Here is a 22,196-nt window from a genome sequence, read left to right as displayed (position 1 = left end):
CCTCTTATGCGTATAGTGGATTGGTTTTAGTTGCGTCGATATCGAATTTTTTAATCGCTTCAACTACAACTGATTTTTCAACTTTGCCTTGCTTAACTAGCTCGCTAAGCGCAGCAACCACAACATAACCTGCGTTCACTTCAAAGTGACGACGTAGGTTTTCACGGCTGTCTGAACGACCGTAACCGTCAGTACCCAATACCTTGTATGAAACATTTGGTACAAACGCGCGAACTTGGTCTGCGTAGCTCTTCATGTAGTCTGTTGCCGCAATTGCCGGCGCTTCGCCAAGTACCGTTGAAATGTAAGGTACTTTTTGCTCTGCGTCAGGATTAAGCATGTTAAAGCGCTCAGCGTCTTGACCATCACGCGCTAGCTCATTGAATGAAGTCACTGAGAACACGTCCGATGCAACGCCATAATCGTCGCTTAGGATCTGTGCTGCTTTACGTACTTCGTTCAAGATAGTACCTGAGCCCATTAGCTGTACTTGTGCTTTATCACCGGTGTAGCTTTCTAGCTTGTAGATACCTTTACGAATACCTTCTTCAGCACCTTCCGGCATAGCTGGGTGATGATAGTTTTCGTTCATTAGCGTTAGGTAATAGAACACATTTTCTTGCTCTGGACCGTACATGCGACGAATACCGTCTTGCAGAAGTACTGCCACTTCGTATGCAAATGTTGGGTCGTAAGAAATACAGTTAGGAATAGTACCGGCTTGAATGTGTGAATGACCGTCTTCGTGCTGTAGACCTTCACCATTTAGCGTTGTACGACCAGCCGTTGCACCTAGTAAGAAACCACGAGCTTGCTGATCACCCGCCATCCACGCCATATCACCTACACGTTGGAAACCAAACATTGAGTAGTAGATATAGAACGGGATCATTGGTAAATCGTTAGTGCTATAAGACGTTGCCGCAGCAACCCATGAAGACATAGCACCTAACTCGTTGATACCTTCTTGCAGCACCTGACCTGACGTTGCTTCTTTATAGTAAGAAACGATATCGCGGTCTTGCGGCGTGTAATTCTGACCATGCGGGTTATAAATACCGATTTGACGGAACAAACCTTCCATACCAAAAGTACGTGCTTCGTCGGCAATAATTGGCACAATGTTTTGGCCAATATTTTTATCTTTCAATAAGATATTTAGTGCACGAACGTATGCCATCGTCGTAGAAATATCACGCTTTTGCTCTTCAAGTAGCGGCTTAAATGCATCTACTTCTGGTAGTGTTAACGCTTGCGTGAAGTTTGGTAAACGCTTAGGTGTGTAACCATGTAATGCATTACGGCGAGCGTGAAGATATTCGTACTCTTTAGAGCCTTCTTCTAGCGTTAGGTATGGTAGGTCTTTAATTTGCTCATCCGATACCAAGTCTTCAAGACCAAGACGTGAACGTAAGTGCTCAACATGCGTCATGTCCATTTTTTTAACTTGGTGGGCGATGTTTTTGCCTTCCGCCGCTTCACCCATACCGTAACCTTTAACCGTCTTAGCTAGGATAACCGTTGGACGACCTTTGGTTTCTTGCGCCGCTTTAAATGCTGCGAATAGCTTCGATGGCTCATGACCACCACGCTTAAGGGCAAAGATTTCTTCGTCAGTCATGTCTGCAACAAGTGCTGCTGTTTCTGGGTAACGACCAAAGAAGTGCTCACGCACATAGCCACCGTCTTTTGCTTTATAAGTTTGGTAATCACCATCAACCGTTTCGTTCATCAGCTGAAGTAGTTTACCTGTGGTGTCTTTAGCCAGTAGTTTGTCCCAACCAGATCCCCAAACTACTTTGATCACGTTCCAGCCAGCGCCTTTGAATAGGCCTTCTAGCTCTTGAATGATTTTACCGTTACCCATTACTGGGCCATCTAGGCGCTGTAGGTTACAGTTGATTAGGTAACACAGGTTGTCTAGCTTCTCACGGGCAGCAAATGAAATAGCACCACGTGATTCTGGCTCATCCATTTCACCGTCACCTAGGAACGCATAAACACGTTGCTCTGAAGTGTCTTTTAAGCCACGACCATCTAGGTATTTCAAGAAACGCGCTTGGTAAATAGAGGCAATAGGACCAAGACCCATAGATACGGTAGGGAATTGCCAGAATTCAGGCATTAATTTCGGGTGAGGGTACGAAGATAAACCTTTGCCATCCACTTCTTGACGGAAATTGTCAAGCTGCTCAGCAGTTAAACGGCCTTCAACAAATGCACGAGCATAAATACCCGGTGAAATATGACCTTGGTAGTACACCAAGTCACCGCCGTCTTTTTCATTCGGCGCACGGAAGAAATGGTTAAAACACATTTCATAAAATGCCGCAGATGACTGGTAGGATGCCATATGTCCGCCCAGCTCAAGATCTTTCTTCGACGCGCGAAGAACAATCATAATCGCATTCCAACGGATAATTGAACGAATACGACGCTCAAGATTTACATCACCCGGATATGCAGGTTCTTGATCCGCCGGGATCGTGTTGACATAGTTAGTCGTAGTGCCTGTTGGCATATCTACGCCATCAAGACGCGCTTGCTCTAAAACTTGTTCTAACAAGAATTGCGCACGCTCTACGCCCTCTTCTTTTACTACTGACTCAAGCGCTTGTAACCATTCTTGGGTTTCTAACGCGTCTACGTCAATTTTATTGACTTCAGACATACGGAGTGTTCCTTATGTTTAAAATGCTAATTTATGCTATCAGTTCAATACTTACTGTTGCTTAGTACGACGTAATGAACGCTCAATACGAGAACGTTCTTTGCCCGCTTCCAGTAGCGCTTCTTCAATAAACGCTAAGTGCGCATTACTGGCGAGCCTAGCTTCTTCTGGGTTGCCATTAATCACTGCATCAAGGAGTAATTTGCGATGTGCGCCCAGCTGTTCGCTTACGTCTGATTTTTGTACCAGCACCGTTAAGTTCTGTAATACGTTTTGCTCAAGCAACGACTGCATGCCTTTTACCAAGTGAAGCAGCACAACATTATGTGATGCCTCAGCCACAGCAAAATGGAATGCGTTTATGGCCCTTGCTTTTAAGCTCAAATCATCACCAACTTCGGCAATGTTCTCAAAGCTATGTTTAACCTTTTCAAAGTCATTATCAGTACCACGAAGTGCCGCGTAATACGCTGCGATCCCTTCAAGCGCATGACGAAACTCAAGTAAGTCAAATTGTGATTCAGGGTGTTTACTGATCAATTCAAACAACGGATCAGTGAGGCCCTCTTCCATTTGATTTTTTACAAAAGTGCCACCGCCTTGGCGACGCGTCACTAAGCCTTTCGCTTCTAACTTTTGAATGGCTTCTCTTAGTGACGGCCTGGATACTTCAAACTGCTTGGCAAGTTCGCGCTCTGGCGGCAACCTTTCTCCGGGTAACAAAGAGCCTTCGAGGATCATATTCTCTAACTGCTCAAGAATTACATCGGATAATTTTGCTGCTTTTATCTTTAAAGACATTGAAAAAACGCCATTTTTTACGTGCGACCTAGCCAGACAACTGACTTCTACTGTTCAAACTTAGTAAGCATTGACCAGTTAGGTAAATTGGTCATACCAAATTTTCACCATACGTTATCAAAATCAACTACAGCTGTCAAAAATCAACGCCAAACGAATAAATAATGTTCACAAAAATGACTGAATTAGAGAATAAACTTTAGTCATTAGCTTGAGTTATTTGAATGCGGAATCAAATGGTCAGACCAGATAAGGTAGGAGACTTTCCTATGCTTCCTAAGTTAGCTTTAGAAAACCTATTGGTGAATGTGAAAAAGGCTTCACAGTAGTCACTATGACTTTATACAGAGTATCAATATGTTGTGGATTTTTTGTCAATATGAAAAAGGTTAAGTGAAGGCCTTTCGGCCTTTTAATTAGCAGTATTTAACTGTCCATAAACACGCTTCTTTAAGCACTGAATAAGTTGGTGGCGCCGCTGTTGCACCTGCCACTTGTGCTGTTTTTTGCTGTACTAGTTGATTATTATGTAGTGATTTTAAGTTTTTCTTTTTGATATTTAGTTTCATCATAATTCCTTGATTACTATTAATTAAGGGAGATATTCCAAACTAAAACGCCACTTATATTCCCGACTTATAAATAGCACCACAGTTTTGGAAGTTATAAATTTCCACACCCTTTTCACATTGTAAAATGAGAATTATTAATAGCTTAACGAAAGGCTGATAGTTAGTGGTTTCGCGGGTTCTTGAAATTTATTAAAGGTACAAACTTTCCCGCGACTACAACCTAGAAGCACAGCGTGCCAGATGCTTTTCAACATATTCAGCATTGCCCCAAAGCTTGCTGACCCCTTCATCAAAAACCTGCGCGTAATCGCTACCATGTTTATTTATCAGCAAATAGCCCTTTCGAATAAAGGCAGGGGTTTGTTGCGCGGTGATTTTTTCAGCTTCTTCTTTAGGCAGTGCGCGCATAAACGATTGCGCGGTGTTTTCTGCAAGTACCGTTACATCCGCGCGGCGTCTTAAAATGAGTGCGATATTTTTGCTGGTATAAGGGGAATAAGTCACATCGAGGTCTAGTTGCTCTATGGCTTCGATGAGCTCTTCCGGGTAGGTTAAGCCTTTATTGAGTAGCAACAAGTAGGGTTTGAGGTCTTTGTGGCTAGTATAATTAAAAGGCAGATCTTTGAGGTGATAAAACCGGCTCACTTCTTCTGTTAGCGGCTGTTTAGTGTAGATATAATCACGACTGCGCTGTTCGCTGAAATACCAATAGGCGCTGCCAATATAATCCTGTTTCATGCCTTCTTGATAGGCGCGCTCCCAAGGCATAAAGATAAACCTAACTTCAATATCCGACAGTGCAAAGGCATCCCGAATTACCGCCGCCACGCAGCCTTGGTCCTGTTGAGTTTGATCCATATAAGGTGGCCACTGACCCGTGGTAATAAACACCTGAGTCGGTGTTTGGGTCGCTAAGGCTTGCAAACTAAGTAAAAAGAACAGAGCCAAAATCGTTTTCATCGTCAGCCCTTAGGCGGTTTAATTAAATAATTATAGACAACAGCTTAGAGTCAAGAAAATTCATTCTTGGTATCTTACACTTGCCGTGGTAATTGCAGTAAATAAACCAGCTGTAATAACGACCCTCTACAAATCGCAGCATCGGCTTGCTCAACCACTTTGGGTTTACCGTGCACGGCGACACCAAGCTGAGCTTTACTCATCATCACTAAATCATTTGCGCCATCGCCAATAGCCACGGTTTGTTCGGCAGGGATATGGTACTTCTCGGCCAGTTGCACTAGCACTTGTGCTTTTTTATTGGCATCCACGACATCACCCAACACGTTTCCAGTTAGTTGGTCATTTTTAACTTCTAAGGTATTGGCAAACACATCGTTAAGTTGCAGTGGTTCAATTAGTGCTTCGGCAAACCAAGTAAACCCGCCAGAAGCGATAGCTAAGTGCCAGCCATGCTGTTTTAATACTTGGCAAAGCGCTTGAATACCCGGCATTAATGGTAAGCTATCTTTCAAACCTTGAATTTGAGAAAGCGGTACCCCCGCTAGTGACTTTACTCTACGATGTAAACTTTCAGCGAATGATAACTCTCCAGCCATAGCTTGAGCGGTTACAGAGGCTACTTCATCATAGCGACCTGCTAAGCGCGCAATTTCGTCGATACATTCAATTTGAATCGCCGTGGAGTCCATATCCATCACTAACAAACCGGGGTTATCCAATGTTGGAGGCTTTTCTAAAATCGCACCTTGTACATCAAACTGCGCAGCAATATCTCGGATTTGTGACTTGCTGAGTGAATCGCTTTTATCTAAAGCGATTGCTAATGCCAAAGGAAGACATTCCTCTGCTTGATATTGGCAAATATAAAAAGGCGCACTCAACTCCTGAGCTAATAAATCAATTAACCTGTTGACTGGCAGCTGGGCATAGCTATCGCTGAAAAAGACCACAAAGCGCTCAAACGATTTGGGTAAAGTACTTGTTTTTGCGGTAGTTGTGCTAGTCTCAATAAGAAACCACTGAGAAGGTTGTGCGAGTGTAAGCTCGTTAATTGACGGCATGTAAAGCTCCTTGATAGCGTTATCAGGGTTTTAACACGATTAGGGATTAGTGTCAGCAAATCCGCTGATGAAAAATATGAAATTAGCAACAGCAATGAAAAATCATCAAACCATCGAGCTACTTCGCTCCTCACAAGCGAGAAGATTACTAAGATTGTGCTTAGCTGCAATCTGTATGGTGATGCTCACATGGCTTGCTTTCAATACCAGCTTCCAATCACACAAGCTGCTGCATAATGGCGCTGATCATACCGCCCGAAGCCTCACCAAACAGTTCGCGCTTAACGTGGCTTTTCCACTGTCTCGAATCGACACGCCAAGATTAGCTGCTTTAGCTAACCACTTAGCAACCGATGAATTTGTGTTACAAGTGGCAATTTATAACAACAAAGGACAATTTATTATCGGTAACGACGGCAGCCAAGCCACTGTTGAATACCAAGATCTACCGGCAACCTTGCCAGGTCTCAGTAAAATGAAAAACGTAATTTCGGAGCCGGTTTATGATCCGCAGGGGCAACCGCTGGGTTTTGTTTCCATGATTTACCTGACCGAAGCTGCAATGTCCCAAAGTCACCAGCATTTTCATGAGTTAGGTCGTGCTGTATTACTTATGCTAGTGATCACTATGCTGTTTACTTGGCAAATAGGCCGAGCATTAACACGCTGGGAAGTGAAAAGAAAAATACGCAAGCGCAGTAAAAGCGAAGATGAATAAGCTCTTTGTTCTTTAAATAATCAAAAATTAGCAATGCAACTATTGTAAAAAATTTGATAGCATAATGAAAAATAGCAATCTGTGCCAAGGATCATGACTAGCAAGCTTTTTTATACACCCAAACCAAACCCAAACGCCAAGTTACGTTTATTCTGTTTTCCCTATGCTGGCGGTTCACCGACAGCTTTTATGCCTTGGAATAACCTTGTCCACTCAGATATTGAACTGATTGTTATCCAGCTCCCCGGTCGTGGTGCGCGCCTTGCAGAAGAAGCTCACGACAATATGGAAGATATCATCGCCGAGCTTTTAAGTTATCAATCTCATTTTGGCGGTAAGCCTTACGCCTTTTTTGGCCATAGCTTAGGAAGCCGAGTAATGTACGAATTGACTGTGCAGTTATTACAGCAAGGAAAACCGCTTCCGATTAAACTATTTGCTTCAGGCAGCCGCGCTCCGCACACCTCTTCCACTTCAAAGTCGATTTATGACCTGCCACATGATGAGTTTTTGGATGAGCTAAAAACACTTAATGGCACCCCCAAAGAAGTACTTGAAAACAAAGAGCTAATGGAGTTTTTGATACCTTTAATAAGAGCTGACTTTAAGGTTGCTGATACCTACCGAGCCAATATCAAAACCTTACCTGTGCCAATCCATGTGTTTGATGGCAAACAAGATAAAACCACCGTAGAGCAGATTCAAGCATGGCAAGAGTTAACGCATCACCCTATCGATGTTACTGAATTCGAGGGCGGGCACTTTTTTATCAATCAACACTATCCAAGCATGATCGAAATGATTAATAAGCAGCTAGTACAGAAGCCGGAAGATGTCGCTCTGATGGTATAAAGCTACGCTTTAAAGGTTGAAGAGATTGATTGTGGTAGCAAAAATAACCTGTTCAATCTCCTCTTTACTCTCGATTCTATTGTCACACAAAACTTCAAAAATCGTCGCTATGTGCGCAGGCGTATTCGGTTTTCCTTGATAACCAAATACCGGCATAGACGGCGCATCTGTTTCTAACACCAAACTGTCTAGCGGCAATTGCGAAAAAACTTCCGCGGTTTTTGCGCCTCTAGGATAAGTGATCGTTCCACCTACCCCTAGCTTGAAGCCTAGCTCAATGTAATACTGCGCTTGTTGAAACGAACCAGAGAAAGCATGGATAACCCCACCGAACTTCGGCCTAACTTGCTTAAAAACCTGCGCAATTAAATGATGACTTTTACGGTGATGAACAATCAAAGGCAGCGCAAACTGGTTGCTCAACTCCACATGGGCTTTGAATAACTCGATTTGCCACGTTAATTGTCCACAAGTCGCATCGATACCACACTCACCAATGGCACAAAACCGACTCGGGTTATCTTTTATCAATGTGGCTAATCGAGCAATATGTTGCTGCTCATGTTGTTCTATAAAGTAGGGATGAAGCCCTGCAGCAATACTGCAACTTGAATGTGATTTGGCAAATCCTAGCAGCGCCTGCGACTGTTTAAATGTGACTCCAGGGACAACAAAATGCTCAACGCCGGCCAGCTTTGCAGCAGCAAGATGTTCACTAAGCTGCTCGCGCAGCTCATCAAAATCAAGATGACAGTGACTGTCGATAAATTGCATGGTGATTAATCACGGATTTAAGCGCTCAATAACCCAGCTGTTATCTGCTTGCCTAATATACATAAAACGGTCATGCAGTCGATGTTCACCACCTTGCCAAAACTCGATTTTGCTGGGCACCACACAGTAGCCGCCCCAAAAATCAGGCAGTGGGATTTCTCCTTTGGCGAACTTTTCTTTCATGCCTGCAAAGGTCTGTAATAAGGCATTTCTGGATGATACCGGACGCGATTGTTGCGAAGCCCATGCAGCTAATTGGCTTTCTTTTGGTCTGGATAAAAAGTATTTGGCAACCCGACTAGTTGGCAGCGGTTGAGCTTCGCCATAGACAATCACCTGACGTTCAATTTCATGCCACGGAAAGTGCAGGCAAATTTTATTGTTTTGTTTAAGCTCTTTGGCTTTTCTAGAGCCTGTGTTGGTGAAAAATACAAAGCCGTTTTCATCCGCTTGTTTCAACAACACAATGCGCTGTGAAGGCTGACCATGTTCGTCAACCGTTGCAACCACCATCGCGGTTGGATCTGAAAACTTGGCATCAATGGCCTGCTGTAACCATAAATCAAACTGCGCAAATGGACTGTCTTTAAGCATTTCTCTGCGCAATCCATCTTTATTATATTCTCGACGAATATCTTCAAGCTTCATATTGTGTTCCCCCACAATCCTTCTTTATATGCCAATTGCATTAATACCAATTGATATTACAAACCATAGCAAAAAGCCGCACAATGGCGGCTTTTATTATCCTCATATTGAGAACATAAGAACAGTTTTAAATCGCTAGTGATTACATTTGTTCCATTACTTCGATACCAAGCAGGTCTAAGCCAGTGCGAAGTGTGTTCGCCACTAAGTTACAAAGTAACAAACGACTGTCACGTACATCCGCTGCCACATCATCTTTTAGAATTGGGCATGCTTCGTAGAACGTCATATACAAGCTCGCCAGCTCATACAGGTATCCACATAATACGTGTGGCGTTGCTTCGTTGATCATTAGATCTAACACTTCTTCAAACTGTAGTAGCTTAAGCGCAAGGGTTTTTTCTTGTGGCGCATCAATATTGATTTGCCCTGCTAGCGCTTCACTGCTTACATCAGCCTTTCTGAAGATACTGCGCACACGCGTATACGCGTACTGAAGATACGGAGCGGTTGCGCCTTCAAAGCTCAGCATAGTATCCCAGTTAAAGATGTAATCGCTGGTACGGTGCTTAGACAGATCCGCATATTTCACTGCGCCAATCCCTACTTTACGGGCGATTTCTTGGCGAGCTTCTTCGCTCAGCTCAGTTGCGCGATCGGCAAGCTTCTCACTAGCGCGGCTTACCGCTTCATCAAGCAAATCGGCAAGTTTTACTGTACCGCCAGTACGGGTTTTGAATGGTTTACCATCTTCCCCCATCATGGTACCAAACAGGCTTGGCTCATACGACGTTTTGTCTTTCAGTAAACCGGCTTTGCGTGCAGTGATTTCCACTTGGTTGAAGTGTAAGCCCTGACGTGCATCAACAAAAATTAAAATGCGGTCAACATCTAGTTCGTTTGAGCGATAATCACAAGCCGCTAAATCGGTCGTTGAATATAAGAATCCACCACCTGACTTTTGTACAATAAACACCGACGGTTCACCGTCTTTGTTTGCAAGCTCATCAAGGAACACTACTTGTGCACCTTGGTCTTCAACCGCAATGCCTTTTGATTTAAGCAGCTCAATGACACCACCTAAACGGTCGTTATATGCACTTTCAGCCATGATATCGTCACGGGTTAACGTCACGTTTAGCTTTTCATAAACTTCTTCTGAGTGTTTCACTGAGGTGTCGATAAACATTTGCCATAGCTTTTTACAATGCGCATCACCACCTTGTAGTTTCACTACGTAGTCACGTGCTTTGTCGGCAAAGCCTTCTTCATCGTCGAAACGCTTTTTCGCATCACGGTAGAAGCTTTCAAGATCCGCAAGCGCGACGTTTTCTAGGTCAACACCTTGGTTTAACAAGTCTTCAAGGTGCGCAATCAGCATACCAAACTGCGTGCCCCAATCACCCATGTGATTTTGGCGGATCACCGTGTCGCCACGGAATTCAAGAGCACGTACCACGGAATCACCAATAATCGATGAACGCAAATGACCCACGTGCATCTCTTTCGCTAGGTTTGGTGAGGAGTAATCAACCACTACCTTTTTCGCTGGCTGATGCTCAGACACACCTAATTTGGCATCTTGGTTTGCCGCTTGTAGGCTTGTAGCTAAGAATTCTGGTTTCAAATGGATATTAATAAAACCAGGGCCTGCAATTTCAGTCTGTGCAGCGATATCGTCAAGCGCTAAGTTATCGATAATCTTCTGCGCCAGCTCTCTTGGATTGGTTTTAAGTGCTTTTGCAGCGCCCATGGCACCGTTAATTTGGTAATCACCAAACTGTGGACGAGTGCTTTGCGTTACCGCAGGGTTCGTACCTTCAGGGATGCCAGCCGCCAGCATCGCTGCGTTGGCTTTTTCAATTAAAATACTTTTGATATTCATCTGTTTTCCTTTAATGCGCAGCGATTAATGTTCACGAGTGTGGTTGAACTTCACTTCAGGATAACGCTCCATCGATAAGTTCAGGTTTACTCGGCTTGGCGCGATATAAGTCAGGTTATCACCACCGTCTAATGCCAAGTTTTGCTCACACTTGCGGCGGAATTCAGCCATTTTCTTCTCGTCGTCACAACTTACCCAACGAGCAGTCTGTACGTTTACGCTTTCATAAATTGCATCCACGTTGTACTCAGACTTAAGACGTGCAACAACCACGTCAAACTGCAGCACACCAACCGCGCCAACAATTAGGTCATTGTTAGCAAGTGGTCTAAATACTTGTACCGCGCCTTCTTCAGACAGCTGTACCAGACCTTTTAGCAATTGCTTTTGTTTTAGCGGATCTTTTAAACGAATACGACGGAATAGCTCAGGTGCGAAGTTAGGAATACCACTGAATTTCAATGATTCGCCTTGTGTAAACGTATCACCGATTTGGATGGTGCCGTGGTTGTGTAAACCAATAATGTCACCCGCGAACGCTTCTTGTGCTCGCTCACGATCACCCGCCATAAAGGTGACCGCATCAGCAATGCTAACCTGCTTGCCAATACGCACATGGTTCATTTTCATGCCTTGGGTGTACTTACCGGATACGATACGCATAAAGGCAATACGGTCTCGGTGTTTAGGGTCCATGTTGGCTTGGATCTTAAACACAAAGCCTGAGAACTTTTCTTCTTCTGCGGTCACTTCACGCTCTTCGGTTTGACGAGGCATAGGCGAAGGGGCCCACTCGGTCAGACCATCCAACATATGATCCACACCAAAGTTACCCAATGCTGTACCAAAGAACACTGGCGTTAGCTCACCTGACAAGAATAGATTTTTGTCAAACTCGTGCGACGCACCAATAACCAGTTCAAGCTCTTCACGTAATTGTTCTGCAAGGCTTTCACCAACCGCCGCATCAAGTTCTGGGTTATCCAAGCCTTTTACGATACGCGTTTCTTGAATGGTGTGGCCTTGACCCGTTTGGTACAAAATGGTCTCGTCACGGTGAATGTGATAAACCCCTTTGAACTCTTTACCACAACCGATAGGCCAAGTAACCGGCGCACACATGATGTTTAGCTCAGTTTCAACTTCGTCCATCAGTTCCATTGGATCACGAATATCACGGTCCAATTTGTTCATAAAGGTGACGATCGGCGTATCACGAAGACGTGTTACTTCCATTAATTTACGAGTACGATCCTCAACACCCTTTGCCGCGTCAATTACCATCAAACATGAATCCACTGCGGTCAAGGTACGATAGGTATCTTCCGAGAAATCTTCGTGTCCCGGGGTATCCAGCAGGTTTACCAAAGCATGGTTATATGGAAACTGCATTACCGAGGTGGTTACAGAGATACCACGTTCTTTTTCCATTTCCATCCAGTCAGATTTCGCGTGCTGATTAGACCCACGGCCTTTTACTGTACCGGCTTTTTGTAACGCCTTTCCGAAAAGTAGTACCTTTTCAGTGATGGTGGTTTTACCCGCATCCGGGTGAGAGATGATAGCAAAGGTCCTTCGCTTGTTGATTTCGTCAAGAAATTTTTGGTCAGCCATTAAAAAGTGTCTTTGAGTTGGTGTACGGACTGAGTCTTTTTTGCTAGATACGCCACGTAATCGGCGCCCACTGTCAATCCGTCATGTTAATCGTCAATAACTTGGTATTTTCGCTGATCTTGGCCTGATAAACAATCAATAGTTGCGGATAGCTGTCGCATTTTAAGCTAAATTTTCGTCAACAATAGGAAGGAGTTTCTTCTACCCGATTTGTACAATGGGGAACAAGCAACGGCACAGTGGCACTGCGCCGTTTTATTGCTTGCAGAAATAGGCCCTAGTTTAGCTTGGCCAGTTTTTGTTGTGCATAGGCTCTGGCGTTAGCTATTTTGTTGCTGCTGCCTCGCCCTAAGCGATAAAGCAAGTAATAACAATACGGCACAAATACTAAGCTGGTGATGGTTGAAAATACCAAACCGCCGATTATGGCAATGGCCATCGGCTTATAATCAAGCACACCAGAGTCCGCCGAGCCACTTTCGAATAGTACCGGTAGCATGCCAATCACGGTGGTTGCCACTGTCATCAAAATGGGTCGTAATCGAGTTGAGCACGCCTTTACAATGGCTATTTTTAGCTGCTCAGCTGAGGCATTAAAGCGATTGATTTGGTCAATCAACACGATACCGTTATTAACTACAATCCCCATTAACACCAACATGCCCAACATCCCGGTTTCGCCTAACCCTAACCCTAAAATAGCAAAGGTCCAGTACACCCCGATAAAGCCTAAACCGATTGAACTCAAAATGGCGATAGGCATGAGCAAAGACTCAAACAAAGCCGCCATAATCATAAAGATCAAACAGAACGCAATGATCATGTTAAACGCCATTTCTTTGAGCGATTCGTCTTGCTCTGCAAACTTTGGACCTAATCCCCAAGCGTAACCGCGAGGTAATGTCATCGCGTTCATCATTTCGGTTAAAGACTTTGCCGCTTCTTTGTGACTGACATCGTCTAAGTTCATTTCAATGGCGATCTGCGTTTGTCTATCTACCCGAGAGATTGACCTTGGAGCAGGACGAGTTTCTATTTCCACCAGCTGCTGTAGCGTTAACACTGCGCCATTAGACTCCATCACCGGCAAGCGTTTAAAGTCTTCCATGGCAATCGCGCCTTGCTTAAAGTAACCAGCCAGTATTTCGACTTCGCCCTTATCCAGTGTTCTTAGGGTTTTGAGTTTAATGCCTCTAACCGCATTGCCAATTTTGCTGGCGATTTCTTGGGTCGAAACGCCCAGCTGCATGGCTCGCTGTCGATTTACTACCAGACGTATCTCATACACATCCCCCTCAGAACTATTTCTCACATCTGAAAAGTGAGGGTGTGCTTCCAATTGTGGAATAAGCTGTTCGGCTATGTCATTTAACTTGGCGGTTGAACGACCAAATAGATAAACCTTTACCGCTGATCGAGAACCTGCCGCGCGCTGTAAGGACGCTTTAGCGTAGGCTGAAATAGGAAAGTTATCCCGAATATCTTTTTTGATGGCTTCGATACTTTTGGGCAACTCGGTTTCAAAACGAATACTGCTCCACGCACCGCGAGAATAAACACCAGAGTACAACTTATAAATACCCAACTGTGCTTTATGGGTTAGTAAATAAGATTCTACCTGCTTAAGGTAGTCGAGTTTTTTGTCGAGATCCGGCTCTCCTTTAAACTCATAGTAAATCTGTAAACGCTTTTGCGATTCTGCATCACTGGCGTTTTTGTCAACCATGCCTTTCGCCATCATGACACTGGCGAACATGACTAAAAAGAATACTCCGAGGCGTTTTGGGTGATCCAATCCCCAAGTTAAAAACGAGCGGTATTTCTGCTGTACTCGATCGGAACCCGATTCATTGATACCCGCGTTATCTGGTAACACCTTATACATACAAAGCGGAATAAGCGTTTTGGCAACGAGCAGCGAGACCAACAAGGGCACACAAATGGATACCGCAATTTGCTCTAGCATCACGGTCATAAAATTACTTTCACCCATTTGCAGCGGTAAAAATATAATCACCGTCGTCAAAGTCGCACTCAAAATCGCGGTACTGACTTTATCGACTCCAGTTATCACCGCAGTTTTGCCAGAGTCGCCCTCGGCGCGTTGCTGCAAAATGCTCTCACACACCACAACCGAGTTATCAATCAGCAACCCAATGGCAATGATCAAACCTATTAGCGTCAGCATATTTAGGCTAAAGCCCATAAAATAAATCACAGCCAATGAAATACTCAAAGAAACAGGAACCGCTAACACTACCACGCTCGTTAGCTTGAGGTTTCGTAAGAAAAACCACAACACCAAGAATGATAAAACTGCACCGATGGCGCCAGCCTGAAGTAATGACGCTATCGAAACCTCAACACTTTTGCCATCATCACGGTCATATTGAATATCAATATGCGCCAACTGTGGCTTATGGGACGCTTCATCGAGCACTTGACGTATTCGCTGAGAGACTTCAACGACATTTGCGTCGGATTCTCTAAATACATCCAAACCAACAGCTGGTTGCCCATTTACTCGGCGTTGCCACTGGCGCTCGCTCAGGGCATATTCTACGCTGGCAATATCTGCTAAGCGCACTCGCTCATTGATCCTTTGCGCACGAATATCTTCAATATTGCGATATTGCCCTTGTGGCGTAACCGCGTAGCGATGCTCACCCGCTTGCACCTCTCCCACCGATTTTAAGAAGTTGGCTTGGTTCAATACATTGGTCACCGTTTGCACGTCAACGCGATGCATAGCCAATTTGTCCGCATCAAGCTGGATCCACACGCGAGGTTGGCGTAAATACAGTTCGACTCGGCCGACTCCTTTAATCCGCTCAAGTGGCATTTTTAGGTTTTTTTCTAGTAACTCGTAATCGTGAGTCAGCGACTTTTCGCTGAGTAACGTCAGCTCAACAACAGGAATGTCCTGCGTTGAGAACTTCAGCACATCGACACGTTGTAAATCTTCTGGTAACAAGTGTCGCACCATATCGACCTTTTCACGCGCTTCTAAAATGGCGCTGTTTAAGTCACTGGAAAAGTCCATTCTCAATCGCAACGAGGTCCAATCAGCTGAGGCTTGTGAATTTATGCTGTTTACTCCAGCCATAGTAGAAAAGGCTTCTTCTAACGGCTTAGTGATCAAACGTTCAATTTCCTGAGGTGTTGAACCCGGATACGAAGCTCTGACAAAAACCTGTGGCGCATTGACCGCAGGCCAGCTATCTAAAGGTAATAGTTTACTGCTAACAAGTCCTGCCACTATCATGGAGATCATCAACATAAAGCAAGTCACTGGCCGCTGTAAGGCCAGTGCTGCTAAGCTTTTAATTGGTTTAGTTTGCTTCATAGCTGGCCTTTTCTAGGTTAACGGTCGACGCCACCTTATCTCGGTTAAACAAGCTATAAAGGACTGGAATAACCACCAAAGTGAGCAAGGTTGCAATCAGCAAACCACTCATTACCGTAATGGCAAGCGGCGCTCTTAGTTCCGCCCCTTCACCAGTTGCCAGCGCCATTGGCAGTAACCCCAACACCGTCGTCATGGTCGTCATGATAATGGGACGTAAACGGGAGTTAGCCGCTTCTAAAATGGCGTCCGCCATCATGGTTCCCTGCGCTCGCAGTTGATTAATACGATCAATCAATACAATCGCGTTGTTGACCACAATACCACTTAACATGATCAGGCCAATAAAGGCGATAACACTCAAACTGGTGCCAGTAATAAACAAACCAAAAACGGAACCCAGCACCGCCAAAGGCACACTGAATAAAATGATGAATGGATTCAATAGTGATTCAAACTGAGACGCCATCACCAAGTACACCAAAAATACCGCCAGCAATAATGCCATCGTTAACGAAGAATACGCTTCTTCCATTTGTTGATTTTGGCCTATCACTTGACTGTAAATGTGGTTAGGTAAGCCAAGACTGGCTAGATTACTACGCACCGTTTGCGCTGCGGTGGCTAAATCCCCTTGTTGAACAGAAGCGGTAATTATCGCAACTCGCGCTTGGTCCAAGCGATTAATCTCGTTGGGGCCGATAGATTCTGTCACCTTAGCCACCGATGATAGCGGCACGCTTTGACCATCTTGACCATGAATAAGCATATCGCGGATTGCATTGACCGAGTTTCGCGCATCGCGATCAACTTGTACTAAGATATCGACTTGGCGGTCATCCATATTGTATTTACTGGCAACATCGCCACCAATTTTTGTGGCTAAAATATCGGTGATCCCTGATGCGGTAAGGCCTAGACTGCTTAACCGTTGGTGATCAAACTCAATTTTTAATTCCGGTTGTCCGGCACGCAATGAAGTCGTCACATCAGTAAAGCGTTGTTGCTGCTGTAGCTGCGCAACGAGTTTGTCCGCATAGCGTTTGAGTTCATCTAATTGATAGCCACTCATCACCACCACCAATGGGCGCTGTTGCTCAAACAATCGGCTTTGGGTAAATTCGGCGTTGACCTGTGCCATTCCTGCCAACTGCGCGCGCAGTTTTTCCTGAACTGCTGCTAGCTGTGATGATGTATTGGTTTTGACAACCAATTGTCCCCAATGAGAACCACCTCGTGTCGCACTACTCATCATTAAGCTACCTGTGCCTGACATGCTGTAGGTATGTACCACTCCCGGCATATCAACGACCGACTGTGCCAGTGTATTTAACTGTTGATCAGTTTGCTCAATAGGCGTGCCTTGTCTCAGGGTAATCTCAAGGGTTAGCTCAGTTTGCGCCACTTCCGGCATCAGTTCCATGCCAATTCTTGGCACTAAGCTGATCCCGACTAACGCAAAAAGCAAACAGCTGATAACCACTAAAGCGCGCTGCTTCATTGCCGCTTTCAGTAGCTTTTCATAACCACGGGCAAACAGCTGGTATACGCCATTAAAAGCAATATAAGCTGGATAGGTAATTTTACTGATACACCACCCAACCAACGATGACACTAGCATGGCTATTCGCAACACCCAGCGCCCCAAAAAGCACGGTATGGAAATCACGATAAATTTAAATGGTAGCAGTGCAAAGCTCAGCCACTTTTTAAACCCCGATTTAGGCTGCGTTTTAATCTGCTCTGATACGCTTTCATCGCTGTTTTGTGTAATAGAAAACTGACGTGACGCCAACATGGGGATAAAGCTCAGCGCAACCAACAATGATGCCAACAAAGCAAACGTTACGGTGAGTGCTTGGTCGCTAAAAATTTCCCCCGCAAATCCGGTAACAAACGCCAACGGTGCAAACACCGCAAGGGTGGTTAGCGTTGATGCCGTTACCGCACCTGAAACCTCTTGGGTTCCATCAATAGCGGCTTGCTCGACCGCTTCTCCTTGTTCTTTTTTACGGTAGATGTTTTCCAGTACCACAATGGCATTATCCACCAGCAAACCTACAGCCAACGCGATACCACCAAGTGACATAATATTTAGACTAATGTCATTGGCAAACATCAGGTTAAAGGTCGCAATGATGGAAGTGGGTATCGCCAGTGCGATAATAATCGTCGGCTTAAACTTACCTAAAAACAGATACAACACCACAATCGCCAGTACACCACCAATAATCGCAGTTTGCTTTACCTCGTCGATGGCTTTTTCGATAAACTCGGCTTGGTTTGAGAGTATTTTTAGCTCTGCGTTTTCTGGTAACTGTTGCTGAATTTGCTTGATTTTAGCCTGTACTTTTTTGGCGACCGCAACCGTATTCGCATCCCCTTCTTTGTACAGTGCCAGCTCAATGGCTTCGTTGCCATTCACTCGGGTGATATCTTGACGTTCTTTCACTCCGTCAACGACGGTCGCAATGTCACGCAGATAAACGGTTTGCCCAAGGTCTTGTTTAATAATGACGTCGCCAATCTCTTCAATCTGAGTGAACTGATTTAAGGTGCGAACTAAAAACTCTTGCTGACCGTCAAAAACGCGACCCGCAGAAACATTGATGTTTTCATTCTTTATCCGGTTGGTTATGGCTTCTGCTGTGACACCCCGTAACATCGCCTGCTGCTGATCGATAAGCACTTGAATTTGTTGCTCTAGACCACCGCTTAACTGCACTGCCGCAACGCCATCAATGGGCTCTAAGGCACGTTTCAATTCTTCTTCTGCGTAAGTTCTTAGTGACCGTAACTGCGTATATGACTGCACGTCACCGGACACACTTAAGCGAATGATGGGATCTAACGACGGGTTAAACCGCAAGATCACTGGCTTTCTAAGCTCGACCGGCAACATCACCATGTCGAGTTTTTCACGCAACTCCATAATAGCCAAGTCCATATCAGTTCCCCATTGGAACTCGATAATTAGATCCGACTGCCCGGGCTTTGAAATAGAATGAAGTTTACGGATCCCTTTGACCACACCGACAGCTTCTTCAATCGGTTTAGAGATCAGTTGCTCTATTTCCGCAGGTGCCGCTCCGGGGTTTTCGGTTCTGACCGTAAGCGTTGGATAACTCAAGTCAGGTAATAAAGATACCACCAAGCGTGAGAATCCCACCATACCAAACAGCATCACCGCCAACACCAACATCGTGATGGTCACAGGGCGCTTTACAGCAAGCCTAGCTATATTCATAAATCGTCCTTACTTCTGACTTGATTAAAGCTGTTGTGATTTATCGTCGGTTTTTTTCACGATGGCGTTTTGTTCATCATTAAGCACGTTCAACAATGCATTATCTTTCAAACCATGTTGACCTACCGTGATCACGCCATCTTCAATGTCTGTTGGAGTGATGATTTCAACCCAGCCGTCTTGCGCGTAACCGGTTTCAACCTGCAACTTTTTAGCTCGATTATCCTTAGCAACAAACAAACTAGCTTTACCATCTTTTTTAATAAGTGCGTTTTCTGGCACCAAAGTTACGGCCTGCTTGCTATCGAGTAACAACGCAACGCGAGCGAACATACCGGGTTTAAGCGTGCCTTGTTGATTATCAATCGACAGAGTTACTTTAAATGTACCTAGCTTGCTGTCTACTAATGGCGCAATGCGTAATACAGTGGCTTCTAAATCAAGGTTAGGCTCGGCGGGAAAGCTCAATTTTGCGACTTGTCCAAGCTTTACTTTGCTAAGCTCAGATTCTGGAAGGTGAACGACCCCAATCAAAGAGTCCAACGACACTACATGGAACATTTCATTACCCATATTACTCAGCATATTGTGTGCTTTTACTGAGCGCTTGGCGATGACACCATCGATTGGAGAGACTACTTTGCTGTCGCGTAATTTAATTCGAGCGACTTCTAGCTGGTTTTCAGTGGTTTGTACTCTAAAGCGCAGTTTATCAAGATCTTTTGCAGAGATAAGCTGCTTGCCATTGACGGGCTGGCTACGTTTATACTCAGACAGTGCTGATTCGTAATCGATTTTTGCACGCTCAAAGTCTAGCTGGTAATTTCGCGGGTCAATCTGAGCTAGTAAATCTCCAGCCTTTACACGTTGGCCTTCTTGGGCATGCACAGATTCAAGCATTCCAGTGACCTTATTGACCACTTTACTCTCTTGCTCTGCTTCCAAAATAGCGGTGGTTTGGTAAAACTTGGCAACATCGCCAACTTTGGAAAATGTCACTTCGACTGGGATCGCAAATTCTTGCTTTTCTTCTTTTTTGGCGGCTTGCTGGTCTTTGTGAGATGGATCATCTTGTCCTGAACAAGCGGCAAGACTGAATATACCTAAAACTACAAGCGATTTTTTAAATGAGGTTAGCAACGACATCTTCCTTTTATTTATTCTTGATAAAAACAATTGTGATACTTATTAAAAACCAAGACTAATAGCTAGGAATAGTTGATAAAAACAGGTCTTTTTTATTATGCTTTTACCCGTTTATAACGCCTTGATGTTAAAAATGAAGAATCAAAATTTGAGCTTGAAGAAAAGGTATTACTTCGTCGTTTCTGATTCAATTTATATTTGGTATCAAAGTGTTTAAACCGTGACGGTTCTGAAATAAATTGCAACAATTGTCCGAGTTAGAGGTTAATGATGTCAGCCTGAGGAAGGATACGATCTGTTGTTTATTGGAACTAAAAAAGCGAGCTAATGCTCGCTTTCTAAATCAAAATTATGCTTTTAAAGTAGATTTGCGGTTGTTGTAATAATCGATTAAATCATCAACGGTTTCTTGGCAATATTCTCTAATTCCAGATACCAACATATGCTTTTCGCCGTATCCCACTTTTTGGCCTTCCGAGAGCAAATTAAAACGTAAGTTTATTTTGCCGCGCTTGCCGTCATAGCTAAATTCATGTTGACCCGCTTCCAAGGTTACCTCTTTGACATCTAAGTTATCCATGTGGATAGCCATAGATTCATAGATAACCATAGGTCGTGCCGGGTTAATCATCACCTGTTGCTCTCCCATAATCGGAATGATGATATGTGGGAAAGTGGTGCCAGAAAACTCAACGTAGTTTCGAGTTAGACTATCAATCAGCGTGGAACATTTACTATTACTACCTGAGCGAGATACAGACAACATCACCTTTTCTTTTGAGGTGACTTCAAACTGTTCGGCCTCGGCTGGGAACACCAATTCGCTGGTTTCATCGACCATACCAACGAAGCTAAATTCCATATTTTCGCTTAAGCCATAATGGTCTAAGACCAAGGAAAAAAGTAAATCGCCCGGTACACAAAATTTCTTTGCATCAACGTCGTGTAGCGGGTTGAAGTCATCGGCGACTTGTTTAGCAAATGCACTCCCCTGCTCGCGAGTGATAGTGATAATATTTTCTTGTTGTTGGTAATACGGCTCTAACATAACGTACTTTTCTCAATAACTTCTGCGACAAAACCGACGTATAATATCAGGAAATCGCTGCCACAGAGGTCATATCTGTTTATTATTCTTTGTGGCCTTGCACTGTAAACCATTTTCAACCATAGAGCTATACCTCTAGATCTGACTTAACGTTGGCTATCGCCTTACAGTAAACTCGCTAACGGCTCAGCGCCTAGCGTAGTTAATATCAGTGCCGCCAAAGTTAAAAAGATTACGTAAGCAACCCAGCCAGCTTTCATCTTAGGTGCTGGCAATGGTTTTTCATTTTTGCCAGTGAGCAGCGTTTTAACTAAGTTCTTGCCTTTTATTCGATACACCACGATAGCAGCTATGTGTACCACAATTGCGATGATCAATAGGTCAATCACCAAGTGATGTATACTGCCTGCAAGCTCAGACATGTCACCAGATACATATTGATACAGTGGGCCTTCAACCAAAATATCATCGGTGGTCATTAACCCTGACACGAGCTGTACCAAGATCAATACAAAGAATAGCAACACCATTAAACTACCGGCTGCGTTATGCCCAACATGATCTTGCTTCGAGTGAATAGCTTGTAGTATTGCCTTGGGCTTATGGAATAATGCTCTCAGCTTAGCGGTATCACTACCAATAAAACCCCAAATAATTCGAGTTGCCATCAGTGCCAATAGCACATAGCCCGTAACAAAGTGCAGTTCCATCATGCCTTCTTCGCCACTAATATATAAAGTGATTAAAGAAGCCACGAGTAACCAATGAAACCCTCGAATAAATCCATCCCAAACTTTAGTCATCTGCTTTAGTACTCCATAATTTCACTCGTGTGATTAGGTTAATTATG

The 22,196-nt window shown here is 44.2% G+C and carries 16 protein-coding genes; 2 read left to right on the top strand and 14 right to left on the bottom strand.

The window, feature by feature from the left end:
• Positions 1 to 4: 4 nt before the first annotated feature.
• The 5 genes from aceE to serB form a co-directional block, all read right to left on the bottom strand.
• The gene (gene aceE, locus ACSLBF_RS03175; RefSeq protein WP_440055172.1) at positions 5 to 2,671 is read right to left on the bottom strand and encodes a pyruvate dehydrogenase (acetyl-transferring), homodimeric type; all 2,667 of its coding nucleotides are present in this window, start codon (positions 2,669 to 2,671) and stop codon (positions 5 to 7) included.
• A 51-nt stretch (positions 2,672 to 2,722) separates the two neighbouring features.
• Positions 2,723 to 3,472 (bottom strand): pyruvate dehydrogenase complex transcriptional repressor PdhR, encoded by a 750-nt coding sequence (gene pdhR / locus ACSLBF_RS03170; RefSeq protein WP_440055171.1) that lies wholly within the window; start codon positions 3,470 to 3,472, stop codon positions 2,723 to 2,725.
• A gap of 416 nt (positions 3,473 to 3,888) precedes the next feature.
• Positions 3,889 to 4,044, bottom strand: coding sequence for a hypothetical protein (locus ACSLBF_RS03165; protein WP_440055170.1), 156 nt, complete (start codon positions 4,042 to 4,044; stop codon positions 3,889 to 3,891).
• Positions 4,045 to 4,257: 213 nt separating this feature from the next.
• A complete protein-coding gene (locus tag ACSLBF_RS03160) occupies positions 4,258 to 5,004 on the bottom strand; it encodes a substrate-binding periplasmic protein (RefSeq protein WP_440055169.1) in 747 nt (248 codons plus the stop codon).
• A gap of 74 nt (positions 5,005 to 5,078) precedes the next feature.
• Entirely contained in the window at positions 5,079 to 6,068 is a 990-nt protein-coding gene (gene serB, locus ACSLBF_RS03155; RefSeq protein ID WP_440055168.1) for a phosphoserine phosphatase SerB, read from the bottom strand.
• A gap of 76 nt (positions 6,069 to 6,144) precedes the next feature.
• Here serB and ACSLBF_RS03150 point away from each other — a divergent pair, with 76 nt between their 5' ends.
• Both ACSLBF_RS03150 and ACSLBF_RS03145 read left to right on the top strand, forming a co-directional pair.
• Positions 6,145 to 6,786, top strand: a complete 642-nt coding sequence (locus ACSLBF_RS03150) for an AhpA/YtjB family protein (RefSeq protein ID WP_440055167.1) — start codon at positions 6,145 to 6,147, stop codon at positions 6,784 to 6,786.
• A gap of 93 nt (positions 6,787 to 6,879) precedes the next feature.
• A complete protein-coding gene (locus ACSLBF_RS03145) occupies positions 6,880 to 7,638 on the top strand; it encodes a thioesterase II family protein (protein ID WP_440055166.1) in 759 nt (252 codons plus the stop codon).
• Positions 7,639 to 7,647: 9 nt separating this feature from the next.
• Here the strand turns inward: ACSLBF_RS03145 and ACSLBF_RS03140 are convergent, their stop codons facing one another.
• The 9 genes from ACSLBF_RS03140 to ACSLBF_RS03100 form a co-directional block, all read right to left on the bottom strand.
• On the bottom strand, positions 7,648 to 8,412 hold the full coding sequence (locus ACSLBF_RS03140) for a TatD family hydrolase (RefSeq protein ID WP_440055165.1): 765 nt from the start codon (positions 8,410 to 8,412) through the stop codon (positions 7,648 to 7,650).
• Positions 8,413 to 8,421: 9 nt separating this feature from the next.
• A complete protein-coding gene (pdxH, locus tag ACSLBF_RS03135) occupies positions 8,422 to 9,060 on the bottom strand; it encodes a pyridoxamine 5'-phosphate oxidase (protein ID WP_440055164.1) in 639 nt (212 codons plus the stop codon).
• Positions 9,061 to 9,202: 142 nt separating this feature from the next.
• Positions 9,203 to 10,945, bottom strand: a complete 1,743-nt coding sequence (argS, locus tag ACSLBF_RS03130) for an arginine--tRNA ligase (RefSeq protein ID WP_440055163.1) — start codon at positions 10,943 to 10,945, stop codon at positions 9,203 to 9,205.
• A gap of 24 nt (positions 10,946 to 10,969) precedes the next feature.
• Positions 10,970 to 12,559, bottom strand: a complete 1,590-nt coding sequence (gene prfC / locus ACSLBF_RS03125) for a peptide chain release factor 3 (RefSeq protein WP_440055162.1) — start codon at positions 12,557 to 12,559, stop codon at positions 10,970 to 10,972.
• 277 nt (positions 12,560 to 12,836) lie between these two features.
• Positions 12,837 to 15,905 carry an efflux RND transporter permease subunit gene (locus ACSLBF_RS03120; protein WP_440055161.1) on the bottom strand — a complete coding sequence of 1,023 codons (3,069 nt, stop codon included), beginning with the start codon at positions 15,903 to 15,905 and terminating at the stop codon, positions 12,837 to 12,839.
• Complete coding sequence (locus ACSLBF_RS03115; protein ID WP_440055160.1) at positions 15,892 to 19,152, bottom strand: efflux RND transporter permease subunit; 3,261 nt, start codon at positions 19,150 to 19,152, stop codon at positions 15,892 to 15,894. The genes ACSLBF_RS03120 and ACSLBF_RS03115 overlap by 14 nt, the downstream gene beginning before the upstream one ends.
• Before the next feature lie 24 nt (positions 19,153 to 19,176).
• Entirely contained in the window at positions 19,177 to 20,298 is a 1,122-nt protein-coding gene (locus ACSLBF_RS03110; RefSeq protein WP_440055159.1) for an efflux RND transporter periplasmic adaptor subunit, read from the bottom strand.
• Between the two features lie 349 nt (positions 20,299 to 20,647).
• On the bottom strand, positions 20,648 to 21,346 hold the full coding sequence (locus tag ACSLBF_RS03105) for a DUF3581 family protein (RefSeq protein WP_440055158.1): 699 nt from the start codon (positions 21,344 to 21,346) through the stop codon (positions 20,648 to 20,650).
• 164 nt (positions 21,347 to 21,510) lie between these two features.
• Positions 21,511 to 22,149, bottom strand: coding sequence for a cytochrome b/b6 domain-containing protein (locus tag ACSLBF_RS03100; protein WP_440055157.1), 639 nt, complete (start codon positions 22,147 to 22,149; stop codon positions 21,511 to 21,513).
• Between the last annotated feature and the right edge of the window lie 47 nt (positions 22,150 to 22,196).

It is taken from the genome of Pseudoalteromonas sp. T1lg65, assembly GCF_051930985.1.
In the GTDB taxonomy this organism is placed as follows: Bacteria; Pseudomonadota; Gammaproteobacteria; order Enterobacterales; family Alteromonadaceae; genus Pseudoalteromonas.
This window is presented reverse-complemented; position numbering and strand designations above follow the sequence as displayed.

What these genes read in the sequence shown, in the direction of transcription:
- aceE (WP_440055172.1), bottom strand. Translation starts at nt 2,671, where the DNA reads ATGTCTGAAGTCAATAAAATTGACGTAGACGCGTTAGAAACCCAAGAA.
- ACSLBF_RS03150 (WP_440055167.1), top strand. Translation starts at nt 6,145, where the DNA reads ATGAAATTAGCAACAGCAATGAAAAATCATCAAACCATCGAGCTACTT.
- ACSLBF_RS03160 (WP_440055169.1), bottom strand. Translation starts at nt 5,004, where the DNA reads ATGAAAACGATTTTGGCTCTGTTCTTTTTACTTAGTTTGCAAGCCTTA.
- serB (WP_440055168.1), bottom strand. Translation starts at nt 6,068, where the DNA reads ATGCCGTCAATTAACGAGCTTACACTCGCACAACCTTCTCAGTGGTTT.
- pdxH (WP_440055164.1), bottom strand. Translation starts at nt 9,060, where the DNA reads ATGAAGCTTGAAGATATTCGTCGAGAATATAATAAAGATGGATTGCGC.
- pdhR (WP_440055171.1), bottom strand. Translation starts at nt 3,472, where the DNA reads ATGTCTTTAAAGATAAAAGCAGCAAAATTATCCGATGTAATTCTTGAG.
- prfC (WP_440055162.1), bottom strand. Translation starts at nt 12,559, where the DNA reads ATGGCTGACCAAAAATTTCTTGACGAAATCAACAAGCGAAGGACCTTT.
- ACSLBF_RS03115 (WP_440055160.1), bottom strand. Translation starts at nt 19,152, where the DNA reads ATGAATATAGCTAGGCTTGCTGTAAAGCGCCCTGTGACCATCACGATG.
- ACSLBF_RS03140 (WP_440055165.1), bottom strand. Translation starts at nt 8,412, where the DNA reads ATGCAATTTATCGACAGTCACTGTCATCTTGATTTTGATGAGCTGCGC.
- ACSLBF_RS03120 (WP_440055161.1), bottom strand. Translation starts at nt 15,905, where the DNA reads ATGAAGCAAACTAAACCAATTAAAAGCTTAGCAGCACTGGCCTTACAG.
- argS (WP_440055163.1), bottom strand. Translation starts at nt 10,945, where the DNA reads ATGAATATCAAAAGTATTTTAATTGAAAAAGCCAACGCAGCGATGCTG.
- ACSLBF_RS03105 (WP_440055158.1), bottom strand. Translation starts at nt 21,346, where the DNA reads ATGTTAGAGCCGTATTACCAACAACAAGAAAATATTATCACTATCACT.
- ACSLBF_RS03165 (WP_440055170.1), bottom strand. Translation starts at nt 4,044, where the DNA reads ATGATGAAACTAAATATCAAAAAGAAAAACTTAAAATCACTACATAAT.
- ACSLBF_RS03100 (WP_440055157.1), bottom strand. Translation starts at nt 22,149, where the DNA reads ATGACTAAAGTTTGGGATGGATTTATTCGAGGGTTTCATTGGTTACTC.
- ACSLBF_RS03145 (WP_440055166.1), top strand. Translation starts at nt 6,880, where the DNA reads ATGACTAGCAAGCTTTTTTATACACCCAAACCAAACCCAAACGCCAAG.
- ACSLBF_RS03110 (WP_440055159.1), bottom strand. Translation starts at nt 20,298, where the DNA reads ATGTCGTTGCTAACCTCATTTAAAAAATCGCTTGTAGTTTTAGGTATA.